Source organism: Streptomyces sp. CNX435, from assembly GCF_059570575.1.
The window spans coordinates 1-3,750 of record NZ_JCANTA010000063.1; the positions used below are offsets into that span (position 1 = coordinate 1).

The 3,750-nt window shown below is 77.7% G+C and carries 1 protein-coding gene; it reads right to left on the minus strand.

Going from position 1 to position 3,750, the window contains the following annotated elements; genetic code table 11:
- On the minus strand, positions 1-3,750 hold a 3,750-nt coding region (locus tag T328_RS35920; RefSeq protein WP_496500470.1), incomplete at both ends, for a type I polyketide synthase.

Below are 3,750 nucleotides of genomic sequence, written 5' to 3' on the forward strand. Positions count from 1 at the left end.
CCCAGCCCGGCGTTGTCGAGCGCCGCGCGGATGACGCGCTGCTGCGACGGCCCGTTCGGCGCCGTCAGCCCGTTGCTCGCACCGTCCTGGTTCACCGCCGAACCGCGTACGACCGCCAGCACCCGGCGCCCGTTCGCCCGCGCCACCGACAACCGCTCCAGGACCAGCACCCCGACACCCTCAGCCCAGCCCGTACCATCCGCCCCCGCCGCGAACGACTTGCACCGGCCGTCCGGCGCCAGGGCACGCTGGCGGCTGAACTCGATGAACGCCTGCAGCGCCGACATCACCGTCACCCCGCCCGCCAGCGCCATGTCGCACTCGCCCGTACGCAGCGACTGCGCCGCCAAATGCAACGCCACCAGCGACGACGAACACGCCGTGTCCACCGTCACCGCCGGGCCCTCCAGGCCGAACGTGTACGCCACCCGCCCCGTCGCCACGCTGCCCGCGCTGCCGTTGCCCAGGTACGGCTCCAGCTCCGCCGGCGGCCGGGGCACCCGGGCCGCGTAGTCGTGGTACATCAGGCCCGTGAACACGCCCGTGCGGCTGCCGCGCACCGCCGACGGGTCAATGCCCGCCCGCTCGAACGCCTCCCAGCTCGTCTCCAGCAGCAGCCGCTGCTGCGGATCCATCGCCAGCGCCTCACGCGGCGACAACCCGAAGAACCCGGGGTCGAAGTCCGCCGCCCCGTGCAGGAAGCCGCCCGACCACACCGACGACCGGCCCGCCCGGTCGGGGTCCGGGTCGTACAGCTCCTCCGGGTACCAGCCCCGGTCGGCCGGGAACTCGGAGATCGCGTCCCGGCCCGTTGCGACCAGCTCCCACAGTTCCTCCGGCGAGCCGACGCCCCCCGGGTAGCGGCAGGCCATGCCGATGATCGCGATCGGATCGTCGGCCGCGGCAGCGGCAGCGGCGGCCCGCCGCACCACCGCGGTACCCGCCTGCTCGCCCAGCCCGAACTCGCCCAGCCCGAACTCGGCGAGCAGGAACGCCGCCAGCGCCGTCGGGTTGGGGTAGTCGAAGACCAGCGTCGCGGGCAGGCGCAGCCCCGTCTCGCGCGCGAGGCCGTTGCGCAGGTCGACGGCCATCAGCGAGTCGAAGCCCAGATCCCGGAACGCCTGCGCCTCCGGCACCGATCCCGGCGACTCGTGCCCGAGTACGGTCGCCGTCTGCGTACGCACCAGGTCCAGCGCCGCCGCCGCCCGCTCGGCGCCGGGCAGGGCGGCCAGCCGCTCCCGCAGCTCCGGGGCCGCCGCGCCGCGCGCCGCGGCCGACGCCGCCCGCCTTCCGGGCGTACGGACCAGCCCCCGCAGTACGGGCGACAGCGCGCCGGCGTCCGCGAGGGCGGCCGGGTCCAGGCGTACGGGCAGCAGCACGCCGTCGCCGGACGCACCGGAGGCACCGGAGGCACCGGAGGCACCGGAGGCTACGGAAGATGCGCCGGAAGACCCGCCGGACGAGGCGGCGTTGCCGAACGCCGCCGCGCACGCCGCGTCGAACAGCGCCAGCGCCTCCGCGTCCGGCAGCGGCGCCACCCCGGACCTGGCCATCCGCGCCCGGTCCGCCGCCCCGAGCCCGGCGGTCATGCCGCTCGCCCGCTCCCACAGCCCCCAGCCGAGGGCCACCGCCGGCAGCCCCGCCGCCCGCCGGTGCCGGGCCAGGGCGTCAAGGAGGGCGTTCGCCCCCGCGTACGCGCCCTGGCCGGCGCCGCCGAGGACGGCGGCGGCCGAGGAGAAGAGGACGAAGGCGTCGAGCGGGAGTTCGCGTTCGACGGTCAGCTCATGGAGGTTGAGCGCGCCCGTCGCCTTGGGGGCGAGGACGCGGTCGAGCTGTTCGGGCGCGAGCCCGGTGAGCAGCCCGTCCTCGACGACGCCCGCCAGGTGGACGACGGCGGTCAGCGGGTGGTCCGCGGGGATGCCGTCGAGGAGCCGGGCGGTGGCGTCGCGGTCGGCGACGTCACAGGCGGCGACGGTGACCGTGGCGCCGAGGGCGGTGAGGTCGGCGGAGAGCGCGGGGGCGCCGGCGGCGGCCGGGCCGCTGCGGCCGGCGAGCAGCAGGTGGCGTACGCCGTGCTCGGTGACCAGGTGGGTGGCGAGGAGCCCGGCGAGCGTGCCCGTGCCGCCGGTGATCAGCACGGTGCCGTCGGGGTCCCACCGCGGGGCGGGCGGGTCCGCCGGTGCGGGGGGCCGGTGGCGTACCAGCCGGGGCGCGGTGAGGCGGCCGGCGCGGAGGGCGAGTTGCGGCTCGCCGGCGGCGAGGGCCCGCCGTACGGTACGTGCCACGTCCCCCGCGGCTCCGTCCTCGCCGACCTCGCTGCCCTCGTCGTCCACGCCGTCCAGGTCGACGAGGACGAAGCGGCCGGGCGCCTCCGACTGGGCCGAGCGCAGCAGTCCCCACACGGGGGCCGTCGCCAGGTCGGGTACGTCGCCGGGGCCGGCGGCGACGGCACCGCGCGTCAGCACGACGAGCCGCGAACCGGCCGCCGTCGCCCGGTCGTCCGCCAGCCAGGTGCGTACCACGTCGAGGGCGCGGTGGAGGGCGGCGGGCGCGTCGGGCGCCGGGCCGAAGGGCAGGACGACGGCCCCGGGGATCTCGGGGAGGGCGGCGATGTCGGCGATGTCGGTGATCTCCGCGATCTCGGCGGCACCCTCCGGGTCCGGTGCCGCCACGTCCACCGCGTCCACCGCGACCGGGGTCCAGTCCAGGCGGTACAGCGAGTCGGTCCGCCGAGCGAGCCGGTCCGCGTCGAACGGCCGGGTCACCAGGGTCTCGACCGTGGCGACCGGCTGCCCGAGCGCGTCGGCGACCGTGACCGTGACGGCGTCCGGCGCGGCCGGGGCCAGCCGCACCCGTACCGCGGTGGCGGCGACGGCCTCCAGCCGCACCCCGCCGAAGGAGAACGGCAACCCGGCCCGGTCCGGCTCCCGGCCGGGCCCGAGGCCGAGTCCGATGCCGTGCAGGGCGGCGTCGAGCAGCGCCGGGTGGATGCCGAAGCGTTCGGCGTCGGCGACGGCCGCCTCGGGCAGCGCGACCTCGGCGAACACCTGGTCGCCGCGCCGCCAGGCGGCCCGTAGCGCGGTGAACGCCGGCCCGTAGGACAGCCCGAGGGCGGCGAGTGCCGGATAAAGCCCGTCCACCGCAACCGGCTCCGCGCCCTCGGGGGGCCAGGCGGCCAGGTCGGGCTGGGCGGCCGGCACGGCGGGCACGGTGGCGGGGGCGGTGAGGCGGCCGGAGGCATGCTCCGTCCAGGGGCCGGGCGCCATGCCCGCGGGTTCGGGACGCGCGTGGACGCGTACGTCCCGCCGCCCCTCGGCGTCGGCCTCCGCCACCAGCACCTGGACCTCCACGGCCCCCGTCGCCGGCAGCTCCAGGGGCGCGTGCAGCGTCAGCTCCTCGACGGCCGACCCCTCGTCGTCGAGCCGCGCGCCCGCGGCCAGCGCCAGTTCGAGGTAGGCGGTGCCGGGGAGGAGGACGCGGCCGGCGACGGTGTGGTCGGCGAGCCAGGGGTGGGTGCGGAGGGAGAGCCGGCCGGTGAGGACGAGCCGGTCGCCGTCGGCGGGGCGGGTGGCGGTCTCGACGAACGGGTGCGCGTCACGGCCGGCGAGGGACGTGCCGGGGGCGAAGGGCGGGAGCCAGTAGTCCTTGTGCTGGAAGGGGTAGGTGGGGAGGTCGGTGAGGCGGGCGCCGGGGAGGAGGGCGGACCAGTCGGGGGTGGCGGCGTGGTGGGTGTGGAGGGTGGCGAGGGCG